The organism is Rubellimicrobium arenae (genome assembly GCF_017916275.1).
Taxonomy (GTDB): Bacteria; Pseudomonadota; Alphaproteobacteria; order Rhodobacterales; family Rhodobacteraceae; genus Rubellimicrobium; species Rubellimicrobium arenae.
On record NZ_JAFMST010000004.1, the window covers coordinates 65,544 to 87,603 of the forward strand.

Below are 22,060 nucleotides of genomic sequence, written 5' to 3' on the forward strand. Positions count from 1 at the left end.
ATCTAGGGGTCGCTCAGCGCCCGGCGATACAGGTGCCAGGTCGCATGCCCCAGCACCGGCAGCACCACGACAAGCCCCAGGAACCACGGCACCAGAGCCAGCAGGGTCGCCGCGGCGATCAGGAAGGCCCAGGCCAGCATCACGCCGGGATTGGCCGTCACGCAGCCGAAGCTCAGGATCATCGCGCTCACGAAGTCCACCTCGCGCGCCAGGAGCAGCGGCAGGCTCAGGACCGTCAGAGCATAAAGCACGAAGGCCAGGATGCCGCCCACTGCGAACTCGGTCGCGATCATGAGCAGTCCCTCGCGGGTCAGCAGCGGGTCCCAGCTCGTGCTGATGTTGGTCATCGTCGACAGGCCCATGAACAGCGCAAAGATCATGTGGGCCAAGAAGGTCCAGAACAGGAAATAGATGACGATGATCGCGCCCGCCCAGGGCAGCTGCCGCGTCCGTTCGCGCCAGACGACGCCCAGGACGTCGCTCCAGGTCAGGGGGATTCCGGACTCCAGCCTCCGGCTGACCTCGTAGAGACCGGCGGCCGCAAAGGGGACGATCAGCGGAAACCCCAGCGAGGTGGCCAGCGTCCACGTCACGGTGCCAGCCCCCAGCCAGATCATGAGAAATCCGCCGAGGACGTAGACGGAGCTGAAGAAAAGGCCGAATCGCGGCGCCGCGCGGAAGTCCCGAAGACCGGCGCGCAAGGCGTAGGACAGGTCGGCAAGGCTGAGCCGGTTGATCTCCGGCAGGGGTGACGCAGCCGGGGTCGCCTCGGACCCGACGGTGGCGGTCTCGAACGTCATGGCGGGCTCCTCCTTCCCACGGGCAAGTCTTTGCCTGCCGAAGGACGACTGGAAAGCCCTTTTCTGACGGATGCCGGAAGCAGGAAGGTGGAGGGGCCTTGGACGGCCGTGCGTCCCAGGCCCCTGCCCGATCAGCAGCCCAGCCGCTCGCGTTCCTCGATCGCCGCCTGGCGCTCGACCTCGTTGACTTCCGAGTTCTCGATCCGGAGCGCGAGGTTCTCGCAGCTGCCGGCGTTCTGGGGCGCATTCAGCTGGGACTGGACGATCCCCTCGGGGGTGGTGCCGTAAGCTTGCCCGTCCGTGGCACCGATCTGGGTGTTGGACCCGGTCCCAAGCACGCCACCCTCTTCGCAGGCCGAAACCAGGAACAGGGCGGGAATGGCGAGGACGGTAAGTCTGGAAATCATGTTGTGGCCTCCTTGGCTTGCTGGCCACGAGCTAGACCTATTTACCTTTAGGTCAATCTTTCGCGATCTAAGCTGTTTCCCTCTTGCATCAGTTGACGCCGGGGGCCCAACCCCCGGCGTCCCGCGTTCGATTGGTCGCTTAGGACCCGCTGCCCACGACGCCGACGGCGGTGGTGCCGGTCCCGGCCGCATTCGGCACGACCGCGACCGGCGGCGAGCCGGGGGTGGTCGTGACCGAGGCCGCGTTGGTGTTCGGGTCGACCGTCACGGTGGTGGCCGGCGGCGGCTGGCATCCGGCCAAAGCCACAACGCCAGCGGCAAGCAGGAGAGAGAGACGAAGCTTCATGGCGAACTCCTTGATGTTCAAGCCAGAGCTAGCCTGCGCTGACCCGCCGTCAATCTTCCGCGAGCGCCTCGGCCCGGCTCTTGCCGGCGACGTCCTGCGCGAGCGTGGCCGCCATGAAGCCGTCCAGATCGCCGTCGAGCACGCCCTGCGTGTCCGAGGTCTCGAAGCCGGTCCGCAGGTCCTTCACCATCTGGTACGGCTGGAGGACGTAGGAGCGGATCTGGTTGCCCCATCCGGCGTCGCCCTTGGCCTCGTGGGCGGCGTTGATGGCCGCGTTCCGCTTCTCGAGCTCCTGCTGATAGAGCCGGGACTTCAGCGCCTGCATGGCGATGTCGCGGTTCTGGTGCTGGGACTTGAGGGACGAGGTCACGACGATCCCGGTCGGGAAGTGGGTGATCCGGACCGCCGAATCCGTCTTGTTGACGTGCTGCCCGCCGGCCCCGGACGACCGGTAGGTGTCGATCCGGATGTCCTTGTCCTGCACCTCGATCTCGATGTTGTCGTCGACGACCGGATAAACCCAGACCGCGCAGAAAGAGGTGTGCCGCCGGGCCGCGCTGTCGTAGGGCGAGATCCGCACGAGCCGGTGCACGCCGGACTCGGACTTGAGCCAGCCATAGGCGTTGTGGCCCATGATCTTGTAGGTGGCCGACCGGATGCCCGCCTCTTCGCCGGGCGTCTCGGCCTGGAGCTCGACCTTGTAGCCGTGCTGCTCGGCCCAGCGGACATACATCCGCGCCAGCATCGAGGCCCAGTCGCAGCTTTCGGTGCCGCCCGCCCCGGCGTTGATCTCGAGGAAGGTGTCGTTGGCATCGGCCTCGCCGTCGAGAAGGGCCTCGATCTCCTTGGCGGCGGCCCGGTCCCTGAGAGCGCGTAGGGCGGCCTCGGCCTCGGCGACGATCTCCTCGTCGCCCTCGGCCTCGCCCATCTCGATCAGCTCGATGTTGTCGTTGAGCTCGCGTTCCAGCGCGTCCACGGTCCCGATCTTGTCCACGAGAACCTGACGCTCGCGCATCAGCTTCTGGGCCGCCTCGGGATCGTTCCAGAGCGTGGGATCCTCGACGCGGGCATTGAACTCCTCGAGGCGGTGCGTCGCCGTCTCGCGGTCCATGCGGCGGCTCACGAGGTCGATCGAGGTGCGGATCGCGTCGACGGTGTTCTGCGTCTCGGTGCGCATGGAATGGTCTCCCGGGATGATCGCGGGGTCATAGCCCGACCCACCGGGCCGGGCAAGGCGGGCCTAGTAAAGCCCGCCGGAGGTCAGGGTGCCGAAGCTGGCCTTGGGGCCGACCGTGGCCGTGTCGCCGGTCGAGGTCGTCACGTTGCGCGACGAGGCCCGCACCGCGTCGACCAGAGGAAGGTCCCCCGCCATCTCGAAGCCGCCGTCGAAGGTGACGCCGAAGATCGGCTCCTCGCCGGCGCGGAAGCACTCGGACACGACATTGTCGCCGGTCGCGTCGTCGGGCAACCGCGCGCCCGAGAACCGGTCGATGTTGATGAACGTGCATTCCGGCGGGACGGCAAAGGGGCCACCGCCGTAGCGCTGGACGGCCTGCTCCATGAACTCCTGGAACACCGGCGCGCAGACGCCGCCACCCGAGGCGCCACCCATCGACCGGGGCGTGTCGTAGCCGATGTAGCAGCCCGCCACCAGGTTCGAGGAGAAGCCGATGAACCACACGTCCTTGGCCTCGTTCGTGGTGCCGGTCTTGCCGGCGATCGGAACGGGCAGGTTGATGGCCTTGGCAGCGGTCCCGCGCTGGACGACGCCCTCCATCATGGAGGTGAGCTCGTAGGCCGTGACCGCGTTCATGATCCGCTGGCGGTCGCTCTGGATGTGGGGGGCCTGCCCGGCCGGCAGCGTGGGCTGGCCGCAGTCGATGCAGATCCGCTGGTCGTGGCGGTAGATGGTCTGGCCATAGCGGTCCTGCACCCGGTCCACGAGCGTGGGCTCCACCCTCTCGCCGCCGTTGGCGAACATGGCGTAGGCGGCCACCATGCGGAACAGGGTGGTCTCCTGCGCCCCCAGCGCGTTGGAGAGGAACGGCTGCATGTCGTCGTAGACGCCGAACCGTTCCGCGTACTGGGCGACCGTATCCATCCCGACCTCCTGGGCCAGGCGGATGGTCATCAGGTTCCGCGACTGCTCGATGCCCGTCCGCAGCGGCGTCGGCCCGTAGTACTGGTTCGAGGCGTTCTGCGGCACCCACAGCCCCTGGGGCGTGTTGATCTCGATCGGGGCGTCCACGACGATGGTCGCGGGCGTGTATCCCGAATCCAGCGCGGCGGCATAGACGAAGGGCTTGAAGCTCGATCCCGGTTGCCGGCGCGCCTGCGTGGCCCGGTTGAAGACCGAGGACTGGTACGAGAAGCCGCCCTGCATCGCCAGCACGCGCCCGGTGTTGACGTCCATCGCCATGAAGCCGCCCTCGACCTCCGGCACCTGCCGGAGCGTCCAGCGCAGGAAGGCTCCGCCGTCCCCCGTCATCTTGCGGACCAGGACCACGTCGCCGGGCGTGAAGTTGTCGGCAAAGCTGCCGGGGAACCAGTCGATGTCGGCGCGCGGGACGACCGGCGGCTCGTCGTGGTCGCCCTCGATCCCGAGCCTCAGCTCCTGGTCGCCGACCTCGAGCACGACCGCCGGATACCAGCGACCGTCGAGCGTGATGTCCCGCGGGGCCTCGGTCGCGGCCAGGGCCTGGCGCCATTCGGCCTCGTCGCCCAGGACATCGGCCGGAAGGCTGGCCACCACGCCGTGCCACTTGCCCAGGCCGCGGTCGAAGTTCTCCAGCGCGCGCTGGAGGGCATGGGCCGCATCGACCTGCAGATCGGGGTCCATGGTCGCCCGGATGGACAGCCCGCCCGAGAAGAACTCCTCCTCCCCGAAGTTGGCGGACAGCTGCCGCCGGATCTCGTCGGTGAAGTAGTCGCGGGGCGGCAGCGACGACCGGAAGCTCGGATAGTCGCCGGACTGCACCGTCCGGAGCGGCGCCGCCTGCTCGGACTTCAGCGTGGGCTCGTCGATGTAGCCGTCCTCGAACATCCGCCGGAGCACGTAATTCCGCCGCTCGACCGCGTCGTCGTATTCGCGGACCGGATGAAGGTGCGAAGGTTCCTTGGGCAGCGCGGCGAGGTAGGCGACCTCCCCGGCAGACAGGGCCGTCAGCGGCTTGTTGAAGTAGGTCAGCGCCGCGGCGGTCACCCCGTAGGAGTTCTCGCCCAGGAAGATCTCGTTGAGGTAAAGCTCCAGGATCTCGTCCTTGCTCATCGCCTTCTCGATCCGGGTGGCGAGGATGAGCTCCTTGATCTTGCGTTCCGCCGACCGCGAACCATCGAGCAGGAAGTTCTTCATGACCTGCTGCGTGATCGTCGAGGCGCCGCGCAGATCGTGGCCGCGCGACCGCACCGCCTCGACCACGGCGGCGGCCATGCCGCGCACGTCGAAGCCCGGATGCGTGTAGAAGTTCTGGTCCTCGGCCGCGACGAAGGCGTGCTTCACGAGGTCCGGGATCTCCTCGGCCGGGGTGAAGAGCCGCCGTTCGGTGGCGAACTCGTCGATGATCTGACCTTCGGCGCTGTAGACTCGGCTGATCGTTCGAGGCGTATACTGCGACAGCACCTCGATTGAGGGGAGGTCCCGGCCATAGATGAAGAAGATCGCGCCCATGGTGATGGCGCCCATGGCGAGCCCCAGGGTCAGCATCGAGAAGATGCCCCCGAAAAAGGACATGACGAATCGCAGCAAGGGTCCGGTCCTTCAAGCCCGCGGAATGGGATGCTTATAGGCGGCGCCCGGCCAAGGGTCAAAAGCCGATGCCTTGCATTCGGCGCCGTTGCGCCCGATGGGTCGTCACGAGGGCGTGCGCGCCCGCCCTGGACAAGCGAGGGGGCATGAAGCCCGAGGACGTGATCGCCACCTACGACCGCGAGGGTCCGGCCTGGGCCGCGACGCGGGACCGCCGGCTGGTCGAGCGGCCCTGGATCGACCGGGCGCTCTCCATCGCGCCGCACGCGCGGGGACGGCGCAGGGTTCTCGACCTGGGCTGCGGCGCCGGGCGCCCCATCGCCGAGTATCTCCTCGATCGGGGGTGCATGGTGACCGGGGTGGACGCGTCGCGCCCAATGATCGAGCTGTTTGCCCGCGTGGTGCCGCGCGCGGTGGCGCTCCATGCCGATATGCGGACCCTGCGCCTTACCGAGACGTTCGACCTGCTGATCGCCTGGGACAGCTTCTTCCATCTGTCGCCCGACGACCAGCGGGCCACCTTCGCGGTTCTGGCCAGCCATCTGGCGCCGGGGGGCGTCCTGCTCGTGACCACCGGCCCCGCCGCGGGCGAGCCGATCGGCCGGATCGGCGAGTCGCCCCTCTACCACGCGAGCCTCGCCCCCGAGGAGTATCGCGCCCTCTTCGCCGAGCATGGCTTCGAGGAGCTGGGCTACTGGCCCGAGGAGCCCTCCTGCGCCGGTCACACGATCTGGATGGCCCGCCGCCTGTAGCAGGCCTGAATTCCCGATCGTGGTCAATCGGGCGTTAACCTTGATGGGCTATCAACCTCGTGCGACCCCAAGAGGAAAGTAGCCGAAACCATGGACGACACGACGCTCGCGGACCGACTCGCCTTTCTTGAACTCGGCCCCGATGACGTCGCCCTGGCGCAACGGCGGGCACCGCTGCTCAAGGCGGCCGTCCGGTCGGCGGTCGGCGCCTTCTACGATCACCTGGGCCGCGTGCCCGCGATGGCGCGCCATTTCTCCTCGCCCGACCACATGTCCCGGACCAAGGCCGCCCAGGCCTCGCATTGGGACCGGCTCATGACGGCCCGCATTGACGCCGACTACCTCGAACGCGCCCGGCAGGTCGGCCTCGCCCACGCCCGCATCGGCCTGGAGCCGCAATGGTATCTCGGCGGCTACGCCCTGGTGCTCAGCCGGATGGTCGGCGCGATGCTGCCCGCCCTGACCCGCGGCGGCCGGCTGCGCCGCCAACGGCGGGAGGCGGACGCGACGGCCACCCTGGGTCTCGTCATCCGGCTCGTGATGCTCGACATGGATCTGGCGATCTCGTCCTACATCGCCGCCATCGAAGCGGAACGCGACCGGGCCGACGCCGCGCGCTGCGCCCTGGCCACCGAACAGGCCCGCGCCATCGAGACGGTGTCCTCCGCCATGGAGCAGATGACCGCCAGCGTCCGCCAGACCGCCGAATGCGCCAACCGGGCCGAGCAGCTCGCCAAATCCACCTCCGCCGGGGCCGAGGAGAACGGCCAGGCCGTCGACCGCTCCGCCGGGGCCATGCGCCTCATCGCCGAGAAGATCCGGATCGTTCAGGACATCGCCCGTCAGACCGACCTCCTCGCGCTCAATGCGGCCGTCGAGGCCGCCCGCGCGGGCGACAACGGACGTGGTTTCGCGGTCGTCGCGTCCGAGGTGCGGCGACTGGCCGAGCGGGCGGCCGTCGCCGCCTCCGAGATGAGCACGCTCGCCTCCGAGGCCGTCGCCATCTCCGAGGAAAGCCTGACCCGCGTGGCCGAGGTGGTCCCCCAGATGCAGCTCACCTCGTCCCTGGTGGCGGAAATCTCGGCGGCCTGCCGGGAGCAGACGGACAGCTCCGACCAGATCAACCAGGTGATGCAGCGGCTCGACCGGATGAGCCGCAGCGCCTTCGAGGATGAGGCCCCGGCCCCCCCGCCGCGCCGGCGACCGCAGCCGGTGCAGCTGCGCCGGGCCAGCTGACCCGATCGGCCCTCATCGGCGGAGGAGCGGGGCCCGCGCCTCCTCGGCATCCGACCAGGACCGCAGCGCGGCGACGATCCCGGCCACGAGCGGCGCCCGTCCCTGCGCCGTGGACAGCCGGGCGCGGTCCGACGGATCGGACAGGAAGCCGGTCTCGATCAGCACGCTCGGAAAGTCGGCGGCGTTCAGCACCGCCAGGGGGGCCTGGCGCAGGACATGGTCGTTGACGGGCGCCCCCGCCTTGGGAAGCGCGGCGGCCAGCGCGGCCGCAAGGTTGCGGGAGCGTGGGGTGGTGTCGAGCCGCGCCAGATCCATCAGCGCGGTCGCCACGGTGTCGTCCTGCCCCTTGAGGTCCAGCCCCGAAAGCAGGTCGCCGCCCTCGTGCCGCTCCACCATGCGCTCCGAGGCCTGGCCGACGGCTTCCTCGGTCAGGGTGTAGATCGACGCGCCCGACGCGTCATCCTGCTCGAGCGCGTCGGCATGGAGGGACAGGAGCACGTCCGCACCCGCCTGCCGGGCGATGGTCATGCGGGCCTGCAAGGGAACGAACACATCGTCCTCACGGGTCAGGACGGGGACCATGCCGGCCCGTGCCACCGCATCGGCCAGCTCGCGGGCGAGAGACAGCATCAGCTGGGCCTCGCGCAGGTTCTCCCGTTCGGCGCCCGGATCGATGCCCCCATGGCCGGGATCGATGGCGACGACGAACCGGTCGTCCGGCGCGGCGGGCACGGCGGCCGTTCCGGACCGCGCCGCGACCGCCTCCGGCGATGTCTCGGCCGAAGCCGTAAAGGTCGCCTCGTCCGTCACCTCCATCGTCAAGTGGAGCTGGGCCGTTCCATCGCCGGCGTTCACGGTCATGCCCGCTTCCGCCACCGCGAGCGGACGGTCCAGGTCCACGACGAGCCGCGACCAGCCAGCTCGCGGCACTCCGACGCGCAAGGCCGTGGCATTCCCCGGCTCGAGCAGTTCGGCGGGATCCACACCCGTCCAGTCAATGGTGCGGAAGTCGATCACCAGGCGGCGTGGCGCATCCAGCGTGAACACCTTCCATGGCACGGCCTGCGACAGCGACAGCGTGACCTCGATCCCGCGGCCCCAATCCTCCACCCGGCTCCCGCCCAGGTCGACATGGGCCAGCCCGCCCAGGCCCTCGGCCGCGACCGGACCCGCCAGGGCAGCCAGCACGGCCGCGCGGCAAAGCGTTCCAAGCCCGAATCCCATTCGCCCCTCCGCGTCCCCTGCCCTGGTCTGTCCCCTCGATCATCGGCTCCGTCAATGCCAGACCCGGCCGGCGTCCTGGCTCAAGCCTCCGTGAGGGCCGGCCTGCCACTTGGAAATCCCGGCCCGTTGTGCGCAGGATCGTGGAATCCTGAAGGGAGCCGCCCCATGCCGATCCGCCGTCTTGCCCTTGCCGCCACCCTCGCCGTCACGGCCCTGCCGGTTGCCGCCCTCGATCTTGGCGCCATGACGCCCGAAGAGCGCGAGGCCTTTCGGGGGGAGGTGCGCGACTACCTGCTGGAGCATCCGGAGGTGCTGACCGAGGCGATCTCCGTGCTGGAGCAGCGGGAAGCGGACCGGCAGGTCGCCGCGGATCAGTCACTCGTGCAGGAGCATATCGAGGCCATCACCTCGGACGGACATTCCTGGGTGGGCGGCAATCCCGACGGCGACGTGACCGTGGTGGAGTTCATGGACTACCGCTGCGGCTACTGCCGCCGGGCCTTCCAAGAGGTGGAGGACCTCGTTTCAGGCGATGGGAACATCCGCTTCGTCCTCAAGGAGTTCCCGATTCTCGGCCCCCAGAGCGAACTCGCCTCTCGGTTCGCGATCGCGGTCCAGCAGATCCATGGCGACGACGCCTACAAGGACGTGCACGACGCGCTGATGCTCATGCAGACCGACGTCACCCCCGACTCGCTGAGCCGCCTGGCCGAAAGCCTCGCGCTCGACCCGGCGCCGATCCTTGACCGGATGGATGCGGCCGAGGTGACCGAGGTCATCGCCCAGAACCATGACCTTGCCCAGAAGCTCAACATCTCCGGGACGCCGACCTTCGTCATGGGGGACCAGATGGTCCGCGGCTATGTCCCGCTTCCGAGCATGCAGGCGCTGGTCGCCGATGAACGCGCCGGCTGATCACCTGCCCTAAAAGATAGTTGCGGGCCCTCCTGGCTCTACCTAAACGTGCATCGGCCCGCGGGGGCCGGGCGTGGGTCCCGAACCCGCCGGCGACGTGACTATCTTGCCTCGGACCCGGACGGTTCGCGGCCAACCAGGATTGCTGTCCCATGACCCTCGCTCCGATCGATGGCGCCGACGCCAGACGCCTTCTCGACCGCGGGGCCCTTCTCGTGGACATCCGCGAGGAGGACGAACGGCGGCGCTTCTATGTTCCGGGTTCGCTTCATGCCCCGATCAGCCAACTGCCGCGACGGATCGGCGCACGGGGCGTGCCGGCCGTCATCTTTCTCTGCGATTGTGGCGTCGAGACCCTCGATCACGCACGGCGGCTCAGGGGCCTGACGACGGCGGCGGCCTTCCGGCTCGAAGGCGGGATCCAGGCCTGGCGCAGGGCCGGCCTGCCGGTCGCCGTCGATGGCGGTCCGGCGATCGGCCTCGCGCGGCAGGTCGAACTGGCCCTGGGTGCCCTGTCCCTGCTCGGGCTGGCCCTGGGCGAACTGGTGCACCCGGGATGCCTGGCCTTGTCGGCCCTGGCGGGCCTCGCCCTGATCCGGTCAGGGCTGACCGGCCGTTGCGGGCTCGCGAACGGCCTGCGCCGGATGCCATGGAACCAGATGGGCCTTCCGGCCGACTGACCGGCCGGATCTGCGCCTCATTCGGCGGCTTGGGCGCTCATCGCGCGGGCGGACTCGATCTCGGCGGCCTTGGCCTCGACCTGCTCGACGATGTGGTCGATCATCCGGTCGTTGTCCATGCGGTGGCTCTGCTTCCCGGCTAGGTAGACCATGCCGTGCCCTGCCCCGCCGCCGGTGAAGCCGACATCCGTCATCAGCGCCTCGCCGGGGCCGTTCACCACGCAGCCGATGATCGACAGCGACATGGGCGTCTTGATGTGGGACAGCCGCTTCTCGAGCGCCTCCACCGTCTTGATCACGTCAAAGCCCTGCCGCGCGCAGGACGGGCAGGAGATGATGTTGACGCCCCGATGCCGCAGGCCGAGGGCTTTCAGGATCTCGAAGCCGACCTTCACCTCCTCGACCGGATCGGCGGAGAGCGACACGCGGATCGTGTCGCCGATCCCCATCCACAGAAGGTTGCCCAGCCCGATCGCGCTCTTGACCGTGCCGGACATCAACCCGCCGGCCTCGGTGATCCCGAGGTGAATGGGCGCGTCGGTGACGTCGGCCAGCTGCTGGTAGGCGGCCGCGGCGAGGAACACGTCCGAGGCCTTCACGCTGATCTTGAACTCGTGGAAATCCTCGTCCTGCAGCATCTTGATGTGATCGAGGCCCGACTGCACCATCGCCTCCGGGCAGGGCTCGCCGTAGCGCTCCAGCAGATGTCGTTCGAGCGAGCCCGCGTTGACCCCGATCCGCATGGAGCAGCCATGATCCCGCGCGGCCTTGACGACCTCGCGCACCCGCTCCGCCGAGCCGATGTTTCCGGGGTTGATCCGCAGGCAGGCCGCGCCTGCCTCGGCCGCCTCGATGGCCCGGCGATAGTGGAAGTGAATGTCCGCCACGATGGGAACGGGGCTTTCCCGCACGATGTCCCGCAGCGCCCTTGTCGATTCCTCGTCCGGCGTGGACACCCGGACGATGTCGGCCCCGGCCTCGGCGGCGGCCAGCACCTGCGCCACGGTGCCCGCGACGTCGGTGGTCAGGGTGTTCGTCATCGTCTGCACCGAGATCGGCGCGCCGCCCCCCACGGGAACCGAGCCCACCATGATCCGGCGCGACGGGCGCCGGTCGATGCTGCGCCAGGGACGGACAGGGTTGTGCGACATCTCGGGGCTCCTTGTCGGGGACGGCCGACAGGTAATCGCCGCGGCTCGCGCCCGCAACGGGGCGCGTTGCCTCACTCGGTCAGGTCGGACCCCGGCAGGACGGCTCCGGCAGGAAGCGCGCCCGGCGCGGTCTGGGCGGCCGAGGCGACCGCCACGTACTGGGCCAGCTCCTCGTCCTGGGTCAGGTCCGCCTGGGCATAGGTCGACGTGATGTCCCCGACCCCCAGCGGCACGTTGGAGGTGACCTGCCCGGCCGGGCCGACCGGACCGTAGGGCACGCCATTCACCGCCATGTAGAGCGCGCCGGATTCCCCGACCCGCAGCTTGGCGGGATCCTCGGTGGCCGGCACCTCGAAGGTGTCGCCCGGCCCGAGGATTCCCTCGAAGAGGACCGAGCCATCCGGCGCGTTCACCCGGACCCAAGCGTCGCGCACGGCAACGAGTTCGACCTTGGGGGCGGGTCCTGTCGTGACCTGCACGGCGTTCGGATCGGCCGGCGTGGCGCCCAGCACCCCGGCGAGCACCTGTTCCACCCCGGTCGTGTCCGTCCCGGGCGGGGGCGGCGGGCCATAGGGCACGGCAGCCTGGGCCACCGCCGTCAAATCGGCAGGGGACACGCTGACCGTCACGTTCGGGGTGCCGGGACCCATCGTGCCGACGGTCGCCGGGTCGAGCTCCGCGATGGGGCCGTCGCGCGGGACCAGCACCGGGACGTCCAGGGCCTCGGGCCGGTAGAGGCGGTCCAGCGCCTCGGCCGACGGGACCTCGATCGAGGCGAACCTGGCCTGATCCTCGGCCTCCGACCGCGAGCCGCCAGCCAGGGGGTCCACGTCCGCAATCACCGTGGGGGGCTGTTCCACCGGGGCCAGCGTGACCTTCTGGATCTCGCGCAGGACCACCCAGCCACCGTAGCTGAGCCCCGACAGCAGGGCCACGAGCACGAGGACCGAACCGACCGCCCGCGGCTCCACATTGGCGAGGGCGCCCGTGGAGCCCGGCAGGAACGGCCCGCCCTGCCCCGCGAAGATGTCCTTGCCCAAGCCCGCCACCGGCAGCTTCTCCTCGCGCACGGGGCGCAGGGTCGACGCCGCACCGGACATGCCGTGCGCCGTCGAGAAGCCCGATTCCCGGCAGAAGGTCTCGAAGGCCCAGTCCGGGTCCATGTTGAGGTAGCGCGCATAGGAGCGCACGTAGCCGGCGATGAAGCCCGGCGTGTCGAACGCCGAGGGATCGGCATTCTCGATGGCGGCGATGTAGGCGGCCTTGATCTTCAACTCGCGCTGAACATCCAGGAGCGACTTGCCCATCGTTGCGCGTTCCCCGCGCATGAGGTCGCCCAAACGGAGTTCAAAGGCGTCGAACCCTTTCGAGTCCGGCTCCTCAGCCACCTTGCCGCGCAGATAGCCTCGCCCGATCATGAACTTGCCCCACGTCCCGTCCCGCCCCAAAGACCCCATTCATGATTCGAGAACCACGGGGGCCATTTGTGGCGAGAGTATCACGCCCGTTGCGGGCCTGCATCATGGGATCGTGATGTCAGCCCGCCATTTCGGCGCGATTTAGCGCACAATGGCTCCAGAGCGAGTCCAATGCACGCACCAGCGCGTCCATTTCTTTCGATCCGTGCACCGGCGAGGGCGTGAAGCGCAGACGCTCGGTTCCGCGCGGCACGGTCGGAAAGTTGATGGGCTGGACATAGATCCCGAAATCGGACAGCAGCATGTCCGAGATCATCTTGGTGTGCACCGGGTCGCCCACGATCAGCGGGACGATGTGCGAGCCATGGTCGATGATCGGAAGCCCCAGGCCCTTGAGCCGGGTCTTGAGGATCCTGGCCTGGGTCTGATGCTTTTCGCGCAGCGCCTGGTCGGTCTTGAGATGCGCGACCGAAGCCGCGGCGCCGGCCGCGATCACCGGCGGCAGCGAGGTCGTGAAGATGAAGCCCGGCGCGTAGGAGCGGATCGCGTCGCACATCTTGGCGCTGGCCGCGATGTAGCCGCCCATCACCCCGAACGCCTTGCCCAGCGTGCCGTTGATGATGTCGATCCGATGCATCAGGCCCAGCTGCTCGGCCACGCCGCCGCCCCGCTTGCCGTACATGCCGACGGCATGAACCTCATCGAGGTAGGTGAGCGCGCCGAACTCCTCGGCCAGCTCGACGATCTCGCGGATCGGGCCGAAGTCGCCGTCCATCGAATACACCGACTCGAAGGCGATCAGCTTGGGCGCCTTCGGATCGTCGGCTTCCAGGAGCTCGCGCAGGTGCGCCACGTCGTTGTGCCGGAAGATCCGCTTCAGGCCGCCGCCGCGCCGGATCCCCTCGATCATCGAGGCATGGTTCAGCGCGTCGGAATAGATGATGAGGCCCGGAAACAGGACCTTGAGCGTGCTCAGCGTCGCGTCGTTGGCGATATAGGCCGAGGTGAACAGCAGCGCCGCGTCCTTGCCGTGCAGGTCGGCCAGCTCGGCCTCGAGGCGCTTGTGGTAGACCGTGGTGCCCGAGATGTTGCGCGTGCCGCCCGAGCCCGCGCCCACGGCGTCCAGCGCCTCGTGCATGGCTTCGAGGACGACGGGGTGCTGGCCCATGCCCATGTAGTCGTTGCCGCACCAGACGGTGATCTTCTGCTCCGTCCCGTCGGGACGGTGCCAGACAGCGTGGGGAAACTGGCCCTTGTCGCGCGCGATGTCGATGAACGTGCGGTAGCGCCCTTCCTGGTGAAGACGGTCGAGCGCTGCGTCGAGTTGGGCGTCGTAATCCACGGATCAGATCCTTGCCGTAAGCTTGCCGGCCGGGATGTAGGACATCCCTTTCGCCGGGTCCTTGCTCTAGATCAAATAGTCCCAGAGAGCCATGGCACAATTCGTCGCCCCTCCAAAGGTCGGAAAACCGGACCCTCCTGCGGGGCCGTTGCCGCCGGACCGGCCGCGTCCTAGCCTTTGCCGGGCATCCTGACCGGAGTTCCTTCATGCTCGACCCCGTCCTCGCCCGCATCGACGCCGACATGCCCCAGGCGATCCAGCGGCTCCTTGCGCTGCTGCGCATCCCGTCGATCTCCACGGACCGCGTGCACGCGCCGGACTGCGAGGCCGCGGCGGACTGGCTCGTGCAGGACCTGACCGACATGGGGTTCCAGGCCGCCAAGCACCCGACCGAGGGACGTCCGATGGTCGTCGGCAAGGGCGGCGACGGCGAGCGGCATCTCCTGTTCTACGGGCACTACGACGTGCAGCCGGTCGATCCTCTGCACCTCTGGAACCGCCCGCCCTTCCTGCCCGAGGTGGAGGAAACCTCGAACGGCCCGGTGATCCGGGGGCGCGGCGCCTCGGACGACAAGGGGCAGCTCATGACCTTCGTCGAGGCCTGCCGCGCCTGGATCGCCGTCCACCACAGGCTTCCCGCGCGCATCACGCTGTTCTTCGAAGGCGAGGAGGAGTCGGGCTCGCCCTCGCTGCGCCCCTTCATGGAGGCCAACCGCGACCTCCTGACGGCGGACCTCGCGCTCATCTGCGACACCGACCTCTTCGACCGGGACACGCCCGCGATCACGACGATGCTCCGGGGCCTGCTGGGCGAGGAGGTGACGATCACCGGGCCGCGCATGGACCTCCACTCGGGCATGTATGGCGGGGCGGCGATCAACCCGATCCGGGTCCTCACCCGCATCCTGTCGAGCCTCCACGACGGGAACGGCCGGGTGACCGTCCCCGGCTTCTACGACGGCGTGCCGGAGATCACGCCCGGGCTTCGCGCCCAGTGGGACGGCCTGGGCTTCGACGAGGCCGGCTTCCTGCGCGACGTGGGCCTGTCGGTTCCGGCCGGCGAGGCGGGGCGCGGCGTGCTCGAATCGATCTGGGCGCGGCCCACCTGCGAGTTCAACGGCATCTCGGGCGGCTATGCCGGCGATGGCTTCAAGACGGTGCTGCCCTCGAAGGCGACGGCCAAGGTCAGCTTCCGGCTCGTGGGCCAGCAGGACCCGCTCAGGATCCGCGAATCGTTCCGCGAGATGGTCCGCGCCATGGTCCCCGCGGACTGCCAGGTCGAGTTCCATGGCCACGGCGCCTCTCCGGCCAGCGTGATGTCCACCGCCGACCCGGCCTTCGAAAAGGCGCGCGCCGCGCTGTCCGAGGAATGGCCACGCCCCGCCGCCTTCACGGGGTCCGGCGGCTCGATCCCGATCGCGGGCTATTTCAAGACCATCCTTGGCATGGACTCGATGCTGATCGGCTACGCGATGGATGACGACCTGATCCATTCGCCCAACGAGAAGTACGACGTCCGCAGCTTCCACAAGGGCATCCGGAGCTGGGCTCGCATCCTCGCGGCCCTGGCATGACCTTTCGGGCCCCCGTCCCCCGCGACGTCCGCTGGCGTCCCGAGGAGGGCGAAGGGCTCGAACACCTGAGCCTGCGCCCCGGGCCGGACGCCGTGATGGCCCGGGGCGTTGTCGTCGGGGCCCGGGGCGGCCCCCCTTACGGGGTTCATTATGCCATCGCCTGCGACGCTGCATGGCAGGTGGTGTCGCTCGACCTCTGGACGACGGATGGCCGACTGCTCCGCCTGCGCTCGGACGAGCAAGGGTCCTGGACGGATGGGGACGGCCACCCGCTTCCGGCCTTCGAGGGCTGCCTCGACATCGACTTGGCCGGCTCTCCCTTCACCAACACGCTTCCGATCCGCCGACTGGCGCTCGCCCCCGAGGACGGCCCCGTCGAGCTGAAGGTCCTGTTCGTGCCCTTCGACGACTTCGAACCGGTGCTCGACCTCCAGCGCTACCGCTGCATCGAACCCTCCCGGCTTTATCGCTTCGAGGCCGTCGACGGGACCTTCGCGGCCGACCTGCCGGTCGACGAGGACGGTCTGGTCGTCGACTACCCGGGGCTGTTCCGTCGAGTGGACCCCGGACGCTGAGGGGCAAGGGACCCGACGCCCGGTCCCATGGCGAGAGCGACGCAGGCCGGCACGTCATGGCATGACTGGAACGGTCGATCCATGAGGCGAGCATCCGGGTGATCGATCTCCGGAAACGAAAAAAGCGCCCCCGAAGGGGCGCTTCTTCTGATCCCCGAAGGGCAGCAGTGGCGCGGTTGACGGGGCTCGAACCCGCGACCCCCGGCGTGACAGGCCGGTACTCTAACCGACTGAGCTACAACCGCGCGTCTGCCGCCGACGCTGTCTTGTCTGCGTCGGACAAGGGGGCTTCTAAGGGGGGTGTCGGACGGCGTCAAGCAGATATCCGAAGCTATTTGTCGGGGAGCGGAATGAACTCTGCGTCATCCCCCGGCGGAAGCTGGAAACGCCCGTTCTGCCAGTCCCCCTTGCGCCAGGATTCCTTGGCGGCCTCGATCCGCTCCTTGGAGGAGGCCACGAAATTCCACCAGATGTGCCGGGGTCCCTCCATCGTCGCCCCGCCCAGCATGACGAATCGAGCGCCCTGCGGACCGGCGCGCAACGCGATCTCGTCGCCCGGACGGAAGACCAGCATTCGCCCCGGGCCAAAGGATTCGCCGGCGACGATCAGCTCGCCGTCCAGGACATAGGCGCCCCGGTCCTCCTGCTCGGCCGGCAGGGGGATCGCCGCCCCCGCCTCGAGGGCCACGTCCGCGTAGAAGGTCTCGGAGGCGGTCTCGACCGGCGAGGCGGCGCCCCAGGCCCGGCCCAGGATCAGCCTGACCCTCTTGCCCTCCGATTCGAGCACCGGAAGATCCTGCGCGGCCGTGTGCCCGAAGGCCGGCCCCCTGTCCTCCTGGTCGAGAGGTAGCGCCAGCCAGGTCTGAAGGCCCCAAAGGCTCTGCGGCACCGCCCCCTCGTCCATGCGCTCGGAGTGGGTAATCCCCTGCCCCGCCGTCATGAGGTTGACCGCCCCGGCCTCGATCCACTGGTTGGTGCCCAGCGAATCGCGGTGATGGATGCGCCCGCGGAACAGGTAGGTGACGGTGGCGAGCCCGATATGGGGATGCGGGCGGACATCCAGCCCCTTGCCGGTCAGGAACTCGGCCGGCCCCATCTCGTCGAAGAAGATGAAGGGGCCGACCATCTGCCGCTTGGCGGACGGCAGAGCCCGACGCACCTCGAAGCCGCCCAGGTCGCGGGCGCGCGGGATGATCAGGGTCTCGATGGCGTCGATCGCCGCGCCTTCGGGAAGGACGGGATCCAGGGACGGGTTCCAGCTCATGGGAATGCCTCGCGCGTCAGGGAACGTCCCTCAGATAAGGGAGGTCCGGCCCCGCGCCATCCCACGGCCCCGCACAGGGCCCGTGCGTCCGGGCTCAGGCCGCCGGCGCCGCGTCCAGCGGAAGCTCCACCCGCGATACGACGCCGCCCTCGTCCGCCATGGTCAGCTCCGCGCCGAGCTGCCCCGCGAACTGCCGCGCGATCATGAGCCCCAGGCTCCTCGGGCGGTCGAGATCGAAGCCGGGCGGCAGGCCCGGCCCATCGTCGCGGATCGTGAGCCGCGCCGCCCGCCCGTCCGGATCGGCCTGGAGCTGCACCTGGATCGTGCCCGGACGACCTTCCGGAAACCCATGCTCGATCGCATTCGACAGGAGCTCGGTCGCCACGAGCCCGAGCGGCACTGCGATCTCGGCCGATACGATGACCGGCTCGGCCAGGACGCTCACCTTGACGCGGTCCCCGATCCCGCCCGCCGCGACGGCGTCCGGGACCAGGCTGCGGAGGAAGGCGCCGAAGTCGATCTGCTGGGCCTGCGGGTCGTGGAGGAGGCGGCTCAGCCGCGACACCACGTTGACCCGCGCCGCAGCCTCGTCCAGCGCCCGGGCCGCGCCGGGGTCCCGGACCTCGCGCCGCTGCAGGGACAGCAGCGACCCGACCACGGCCAGGTTGTTCGAGACGCGGTGCTGCAGTTCCGCGAACATCAGGCTGCGGCTCAGCGCCATCTCCCGCGCGGCGGATTCGGCCAAGGCCAGCCGTTCCAGCGCACGCCGCATCAGGTAGATGAGCCCGAGCTCGGTCGCCGTCACCACGACATAGAGCAGCAGCGCCAGCGCCGTCGCCGAGGTCAGCCCGAACGAGTTGTAGGGCGGGATGAAGTAATACCATGCGACCAACCCGCAGAGCACGGTCAGCACGCCCCCCGCCAGCGAGCCCGTCAGGAAGGCGGTCAGCGCGATGACCGGAAAGAACGTCAGGTAGGGGAACCCCGGCGGCAGGTAGGGGTCCAGCGCGAAGCGCGCCGCCGTCGACAGCACGAACGCCACCGCGACAAATCCCCAGCGGAACATCGGGCTCCGCTGCGCCATGGTCCAGTCGGCCACCCGGTCCAGCACCGAGCCGCCGGGAAGGCGCGGCAGAGAGGTCTCCATCTTCGTCAGGAATGCCACCTGCGTCACGCCCCGGGTCGAACCGAAAATCACGGCCCTCATATCGACGGTTGGCCCGGAAACCAACTCTTCGCTTCGCGGAATGACCTCACGCCCTCGTTGGGTGCGGAGGACACCGGAGCCGCTGAGGTCACGTCCGGGCCGCAGGCTTGGGATGCCGGCCGAAGCCACCCGATCAGGCGAGGCGGCCGGCTTCACCAGCCCCGTGTCCCGGCCTGCCTACGCGTTGTGCGATCACGCTCATCCAGGAGGCAGTCCGGCTCACCGGGGCGCTGGCCCGGCGCGGCGCGGACGCCCGGCGGCCCGGTTTCCGAGCCGTGGCGGAGCGAGCGGGAAAGCGCCTCCCGTTGCGTCGTTGCCGGGAGGGCTGTAAGAACCGCTCTGGACTTCGCGGACGTCTGGGGACAGGACGCGGGATGTCGGGCGTTGCGCTTTCCTATCTACTCACGAGGCTCATCCTGTTCGTGCAGTCACACATCCAGATCGAGCCCGCCCGGACCGAAGGCGCGCCCCGCCGATGACCTACGCGCTCGATGTGCTCATGCCGCACTACTGCCACCCGCTCGGCCTCAAGCAGTCGCTCGATTCGGTGGCCCGCCAGACCTGGAGGGGCCGGCTGCGCGTCATCGTGGTGGATGATGGGTCGCCGGAGGCCGATTTCAATCTGGCCAAGGAGCACTGCGACGAGTTCCGCAGGACCAGCGGTTTCGACCTCCTCCTGCTCCGCAACGAAACCAATCTCGGACGGCCGAAGACCCGGAACCGGCTCCTCGACGCCGTCGAGGCGACGCATGTCGCCTGGCTCGACGCGGAGGACGTCTGGTATCCCGAGAAGCTGGCCCTGCAGTTCGAGCATCTGGCCCGCCTCGAATACCAGGGCGTCGACATCAACCGCATGTGGGTCACCTGCAACTACCACTGGCGGCAGTACGGCCGGACCACCCGCGTCGCGCAGATCACCTCGGGCGACCAGCTGAGAGAGATCCTGCTTGGCGCAAAGCTGCGGGCCTATCTCTGGACTCTGCTGGGCACCGCCGAATCCTTCCGCATCGCCGGCCGGTTCGACGAGCGTCTGCCGCGCCTTCAGGACCTCGACTACTTCATCAGCTTCGTCAGGGCGGGCGGACGTCTTTCGACGCCGCCGGGCGCCGGCCCGCTCTGCCGCTATTACAAGTCCGACGTCGGCCGCGCCGCCTCGGACGTGCGTGACAGCTACAAGCTGATCCTGGCCAAGAACCGACCGGTCCTGCGACGCTACCCGCCGGAGCTGGCTTCGAAGCTGCACTTCAAGGCCAACTGGCTCGGAGCGCGCTTCGCACGGGCCAATGGCCACAAGAGGGTTGCGGCCGCCTATCTGGTGCAGGCGGCGATCGACAGCCCCCGCGAAGCCATCCATACGCTCAGGTGGATCATCTCGAAACGTTTTCACGGCGGAAAATAGCTTTGCATTCCAAGAGCCTCGATCTTTACATCCTGACGGGTGAGGCCTCGTTCTTCGGCCCGATCCGCTCGTCGTCCTCTGCCATCGTCGGCACGCTGGGGGTGCAGGCCTGCAGCCCGTCCGCGAACTGGCTGGCCAAGGGCATCGCAGACCACGACCACGACTTCCTTCTGGCCGGCGATGGCGACCGGCGCCTCGAGGTCATGGCGCTCACGCTTCTGCGGGATTTCGGCAACGACCGTTCGCCCTGCCTCGTCCTTCCCAGCCTGATGTCCGCCGAGCACCGTGCGGCCGCGATCGAGATGCTTGTCCGGCTCTCGAGCCTGATGGAGGCGCTTGGCCGTCCCGCGCGCCTGATCCTGCACGCCCTGACCGCGTCGGCGGGCGCCAATCCCATCTTCTCCCTGCGGGAGCTCCAGGGCCACCTGCGCAGTCGCGGGGCCGATGCGGAGCTTTCGGCCACCCCGGTCGTGAGCGTCGAGCCCGGATCCACCCTCGAGCAGGTCGTGAGCCGCAACTTCCTCCTGAACGACATGGCCGAAAGGATGGTCGCCCAGGCCGTGACGTCCGGTCTGGTTCCGCCGTCCCTCGACTCTCACGTCGACCAGCGACACGCGTCGATGCCGGACGGGGTCAGGAACGACCTGGCCCGGCGGATCGCCGGCGCGATCATGAAATCGGACTACGCCCGGATGACCGACGAACGGCCGGTCCTGAACGCCACGGACGAGGAGTGTTCCGAGCCGATCAAGAAAGCCGGCTGAAATGGACTCCCGAGCATTCACGTCCAGGAGCCGCCAGGGCCGGCGGATCGCCTTCATCGTCGAGAAGCTGGCGCAACGCAGCGGCGGCGCCGAACGCGTCCTGATCGAGACCGCGAACGCCCTGGCCGCCCGCGGCCACTCGGTCGAGATCATCACCCACGAATATCGCGGAGCGCCCCCCTTCTATCCGCTGGCTCCGGGGGTCATGCTTTCCAATCTGCGGAACCTGCACCGGTCGCGGCTCAAGCGGCGCATCGACGGGGCGCGGAGTCTGCTGGAACGGGCGCCCGACGTGCCTGGGCTGGATCGGCTCGTCTGGTTCAGCCGTCACGGCTCGTTCTGGCGCCAACTCAGCGCACATCTCCAGGTCATGCAGCCGGACGTGGCGGTGGCCTTCATGCCACCCGCCATCTCGGCGCTGGCGCTGGCCAAGATCCCGCCCTCGGTCCGCCGGGTCGCGTCGATCCACAACGTGCCCGAACAGGAGTTCATGAACCCCGAGCGGTGGGACTCCAGCCGTCTGGACCGCCGCCGCCGCCTGGAGCTGCTTTCCCGTTTCGACCGGATCACCGTGCTCCTGCCCGAGCACCGCGACTGGTTCGCCCCGGATCTGCGGCCTGCCATCAGCGTCATCCCGAATGCGATCGAGCCGGTGCCCCCCGAACGGATCGCGGCGGCCGCGCGCGAGAACGTCGTGATGGCCGTGGGCCGCCTGGCGACGGTCAAGCGCAACGAGCTTCTTCTCGAGGCCTGGTCGCGCCTGGCGCCGGAGTTCCCCGACTGGTCGCTTCAGATCTTCGGGGTCGGTCCCCTGCAGGACCAGCTGGCGGCCCGGATCGAAGCCTCAGAACTCCAGAGCGCCCACCTCATGGGCCATGTGCCGGACATCAAGGATCGCTACCTGAGATCCGCTATCCTGGCCCATCCGGCCGAATTCGAAGGCTTCGGGCTCGCCCCGGCCGAGGCTCTGGCCGCCGGATTGCCCGTCGTCGGCTTTGCGGACTGCTCCGGCGTCAACACGCTCGTGCAGGACCAGATCAACGGCCTGCTCGTGCCGGGCGAGGGTGACCGGGTCGCCAATTACGCGTCGGCGCTCGCGAGCCTGATGAGGGATGGAGCCCTCCGCGCCCGCCTCGGCGCACAAGGGCCAGCGAGCATGTCGGTCTACGCTCCGCCGATCATCATCGACGGATGGGAGCAGATCATCTTCGGCGATCATGCGCCCGAGCTGCGCGACATGAGCCGGCAAGGCGCCGTCTAG

Annotated in this window: 20 protein-coding genes and 1 tRNA gene; 9 read left to right on the forward strand and 12 right to left on the reverse strand. The window is 68.9% G+C overall.

Annotation, left to right across the window (positions count from 1 at the left end):
* Nucleotides 1–2: 2 nt before the first annotated feature.
* The 5 genes from J3P31_RS07135 to J3P31_RS07155 form a co-directional block, all read right to left on the reverse strand.
* Nucleotides 3–800 (reverse strand): DUF2189 domain-containing protein, encoded by a 798-nt coding sequence (locus J3P31_RS07135; protein WP_210527740.1) that lies wholly within the window; start codon nt 798–800, stop codon nt 3–5.
* Between the two features lie 131 nt (nt 801–931).
* On the reverse strand, nt 932–1,207 hold the full coding sequence (locus J3P31_RS07140) for a hypothetical protein (protein WP_210527741.1): 276 nt from the start codon (nt 1,205–1,207) through the stop codon (nt 932–934).
* Between the two features lie 139 nt (nt 1,208–1,346).
* The gene (locus tag J3P31_RS07145; RefSeq protein ID WP_210527742.1) at nt 1,347–1,553 is read right to left on the reverse strand and encodes a hypothetical protein; all 207 of its coding nucleotides are present in this window, start codon (nt 1,551–1,553) and stop codon (nt 1,347–1,349) included.
* Nucleotides 1,554–1,602: 49 nt separating this feature from the next.
* The gene (gene prfB, locus J3P31_RS07150) at nt 1,603–2,730 is read right to left on the reverse strand and encodes a peptide chain release factor 2 (protein ID WP_210527743.1); all 1,128 of its coding nucleotides are present in this window, start codon (nt 2,728–2,730) and stop codon (nt 1,603–1,605) included.
* 63 nt (nt 2,731–2,793) lie between these two features.
* Nucleotides 2,794–5,298 carry a penicillin-binding protein 1A gene (locus tag J3P31_RS07155; protein WP_368373033.1) on the reverse strand — a complete coding sequence of 835 codons (2,505 nt, stop codon included), beginning with the start codon at nt 5,296–5,298 and terminating at the stop codon, nt 2,794–2,796.
* Between the two features lie 146 nt (nt 5,299–5,444).
* Between J3P31_RS07155 and J3P31_RS07160 the strand changes: the two genes are divergently transcribed.
* On the forward strand, nt 5,445–6,050 hold the full coding sequence (locus J3P31_RS07160; RefSeq protein ID WP_210527744.1) for a class I SAM-dependent methyltransferase: 606 nt from the start codon (nt 5,445–5,447) through the stop codon (nt 6,048–6,050).
* A 90-nt stretch (nt 6,051–6,140) separates the two neighbouring features.
* Nucleotides 6,141–7,286, forward strand: coding sequence for a globin-coupled sensor protein (locus J3P31_RS07165; protein ID WP_210527745.1), 1,146 nt, complete (start codon nt 6,141–6,143; stop codon nt 7,284–7,286).
* A gap of 12 nt (nt 7,287–7,298) precedes the next feature.
* Here J3P31_RS07165 and J3P31_RS07170 read toward each other — a convergent pair whose 3' ends face one another.
* Nucleotides 7,299–8,510: an N-acetylmuramoyl-L-alanine amidase gene (locus J3P31_RS07170; RefSeq protein ID WP_210527746.1), complete on the reverse strand. Its 1,212-nt coding sequence runs from the start codon at nt 8,508–8,510 to the stop codon at nt 7,299–7,301.
* A gap of 165 nt (nt 8,511–8,675) precedes the next feature.
* On the opposite strand from J3P31_RS07170, the gene J3P31_RS07175 reads away from it, so the two are divergent.
* Entirely contained in the window at nt 8,676–9,425 is a 750-nt protein-coding gene (locus J3P31_RS07175; RefSeq protein WP_210527747.1) for a DsbA family protein, read from the forward strand.
* A 152-nt stretch (nt 9,426–9,577) separates the two neighbouring features.
* Nucleotides 9,578–10,105 carry a rhodanese-like domain-containing protein gene (locus J3P31_RS07180; RefSeq protein WP_210527748.1) on the forward strand — a complete coding sequence of 176 codons (528 nt, stop codon included), beginning with the start codon at nt 9,578–9,580 and terminating at the stop codon, nt 10,103–10,105.
* 17 nt (nt 10,106–10,122) lie between these two features.
* On the opposite strand, the gene ispG is transcribed toward J3P31_RS07180, so the two are convergent.
* From ispG to hemA, 3 genes are all read right to left on the reverse strand, one after another.
* Nucleotides 10,123–11,256, reverse strand: coding sequence for a flavodoxin-dependent (E)-4-hydroxy-3-methylbut-2-enyl-diphosphate synthase (ispG, locus tag J3P31_RS07185; protein ID WP_210527749.1), 1,134 nt, complete (start codon nt 11,254–11,256; stop codon nt 10,123–10,125).
* A gap of 71 nt (nt 11,257–11,327) precedes the next feature.
* On the reverse strand, nt 11,328–12,674 hold the full coding sequence (locus J3P31_RS07190; protein ID WP_210527750.1) for a helix-turn-helix domain-containing protein: 1,347 nt from the start codon (nt 12,672–12,674) through the stop codon (nt 11,328–11,330).
* Nucleotides 12,675–12,792: 118 nt separating this feature from the next.
* Nucleotides 12,793–14,016 (reverse strand): 5-aminolevulinate synthase, encoded by a 1,224-nt coding sequence (gene hemA / locus J3P31_RS07195; protein WP_210527751.1) that lies wholly within the window; start codon nt 14,014–14,016, stop codon nt 12,793–12,795.
* 206 nt (nt 14,017–14,222) lie between these two features.
* On the opposite strand from hemA, the gene J3P31_RS07200 reads away from it, so the two are divergent.
* Nucleotides 14,223–15,590: a M20/M25/M40 family metallo-hydrolase gene (locus J3P31_RS07200; RefSeq protein WP_210527752.1), complete on the forward strand. Its 1,368-nt coding sequence runs from the start codon at nt 14,223–14,225 to the stop codon at nt 15,588–15,590.
* Nucleotides 15,587–16,165, forward strand: a complete 579-nt coding sequence (locus J3P31_RS07205) for a putative glycolipid-binding domain-containing protein (RefSeq protein ID WP_210527753.1) — start codon at nt 15,587–15,589, stop codon at nt 16,163–16,165. The genes J3P31_RS07200 and J3P31_RS07205 overlap by 4 nt, the downstream gene beginning before the upstream one ends.
* A gap of 168 nt (nt 16,166–16,333) precedes the next feature.
* Here J3P31_RS07205 and J3P31_RS07210 read toward each other — a convergent pair.
* From J3P31_RS07210 to J3P31_RS07220, 3 genes are all read right to left on the reverse strand, one after another.
* A tRNA-Asp gene (locus J3P31_RS07210) sits at nt 16,334–16,410 on the reverse strand.
* Between the two features lie 86 nt (nt 16,411–16,496).
* Nucleotides 16,497–17,429 carry a pirin family protein gene (locus J3P31_RS07215; RefSeq protein WP_210527754.1) on the reverse strand — a complete coding sequence of 311 codons (933 nt, stop codon included), beginning with the start codon at nt 17,427–17,429 and terminating at the stop codon, nt 16,497–16,499.
* A 94-nt stretch (nt 17,430–17,523) separates the two neighbouring features.
* A complete protein-coding gene (locus J3P31_RS07220) occupies nt 17,524–18,627 on the reverse strand; it encodes a sensor histidine kinase (protein WP_210527755.1) in 1,104 nt (367 codons plus the stop codon).
* A gap of 484 nt (nt 18,628–19,111) precedes the next feature.
* Here J3P31_RS07220 and J3P31_RS07225 point away from each other — a divergent pair, with 484 nt between their 5' ends.
* The 3 genes from J3P31_RS07225 to J3P31_RS07235 are packed head-to-tail and all read left to right on the forward strand — an operon-like array spanning nt 19,112 to nt 22,060.
* Entirely contained in the window at nt 19,112–20,035 is a 924-nt protein-coding gene (locus J3P31_RS07225) for a glycosyltransferase family 2 protein (protein ID WP_210527756.1), read from the forward strand.
* Between the two features lie 2 nt (nt 20,036–20,037).
* The gene (locus J3P31_RS07230; protein WP_210527757.1) at nt 20,038–20,799 is read left to right on the forward strand and encodes a hypothetical protein; all 762 of its coding nucleotides are present in this window, start codon (nt 20,038–20,040) and stop codon (nt 20,797–20,799) included.
* Between the two features lies 1 nt (nt 20,800).
* Nucleotides 20,801–22,060, forward strand: a complete 1,260-nt coding sequence (locus J3P31_RS07235) for a glycosyltransferase (protein ID WP_210527758.1) — start codon at nt 20,801–20,803, stop codon at nt 22,058–22,060.